This window comes from Rathayibacter sp. AY1A4 (assembly GCF_002930955.1).
Lineage (GTDB): Bacteria > Actinomycetota > Actinomycetes > Actinomycetales > Microbacteriaceae > Rathayibacter.
In genome coordinates this window covers 1-905 of sequence record NZ_PSTN01000059.1, presented here as the reverse complement: position 1 = coordinate 905, position 905 = coordinate 1, and the positions used below count along the sequence as shown (strand labels likewise).

Here is a 905-nt window from a genome sequence, read left to right as displayed (position 1 = left end):
GCTGGCGCTCGACCTCGGCGCGGACGGCCGGGTCCTCGGAGGCGGCGAGCGCCTCCTCCAGCCGCTCGCTCTCGTCGAGGCCGAGCACGGTGAGCAGCTCGGCGCGGCCGACCTCGGTCTCGAGGCAGCCGACGGCGCCGCAGTGGCAGTCGATGCCCGCGCTGTTGACGAGGGTGTGGCCGATCTCCCCCGCGTAGCCGTCGATGCCGTGCAGAGGCGCGCCGCCGACGATGACGCCGGCGCCCACTCCGCTCGCGCCGCCGTTGAGGTAGACGAGGTGCGAGACGTCGCGGCCGGCGCCGAGGACGCTCTCGGCGAGTGCACCGAGGTTGGCGTCGTTCGCCGAGAGGACGGGCAGGCCGGTCGCGTCCGCGAGCATGCGGGAGAAGGGCTCGTCGTCCCAGCCGAGGTGCGGGCCGACCCGGACGAGGCCGTCGGCGTCGCGGACGAGGCCGGGCACGGCGACGCCGATGCCGACGGTCCGCGTCTCCTCGGGCAGCTCGGCGAGCAGCTCGGCGACCGCCTCGGCCGCCAGACGGGCGGCGGCCTCGGCGGTGGGGACGGAGGCGGAGCGGCGGATGCGGCGGCGGACGACGGCGTCGACGCCGACCACGGCGACCGTGACGGCGTCGATCTCGGGGTTCACGGCGAGCGCGACGACTCCGGGATCGGCCTCGACGACGGGGCTCGGCCGGCCGACCTGGTTCGGCGTGGCCGGCTCGCGCTCGCGCACGATGCCGAGCTCCACCAGCTCGCCGACCAGCGCCGCGATCGTGGAGCGGTTGAGGCCGGTCAGGCGGGTCAGCTGCGAGCGGGAGCGGGGGCCGCCGCGGTGCACGAGGCGGAGGATCGCCGAGAGGTTGTGCCGCCTGACGCGGTCGAGGTTGTTGCCGCGCGTCGCGTGG

The 905-nt window shown here is 76.5% G+C and carries 1 protein-coding gene; it reads right to left on the bottom strand.

The window, feature by feature from the left end; translation table 11 throughout:
* Positions 1-905 (bottom strand): ROK family transcriptional regulator (locus C5B92_RS16790; protein WP_104274641.1); only part of this gene is annotated, 905 nt, incomplete at both ends.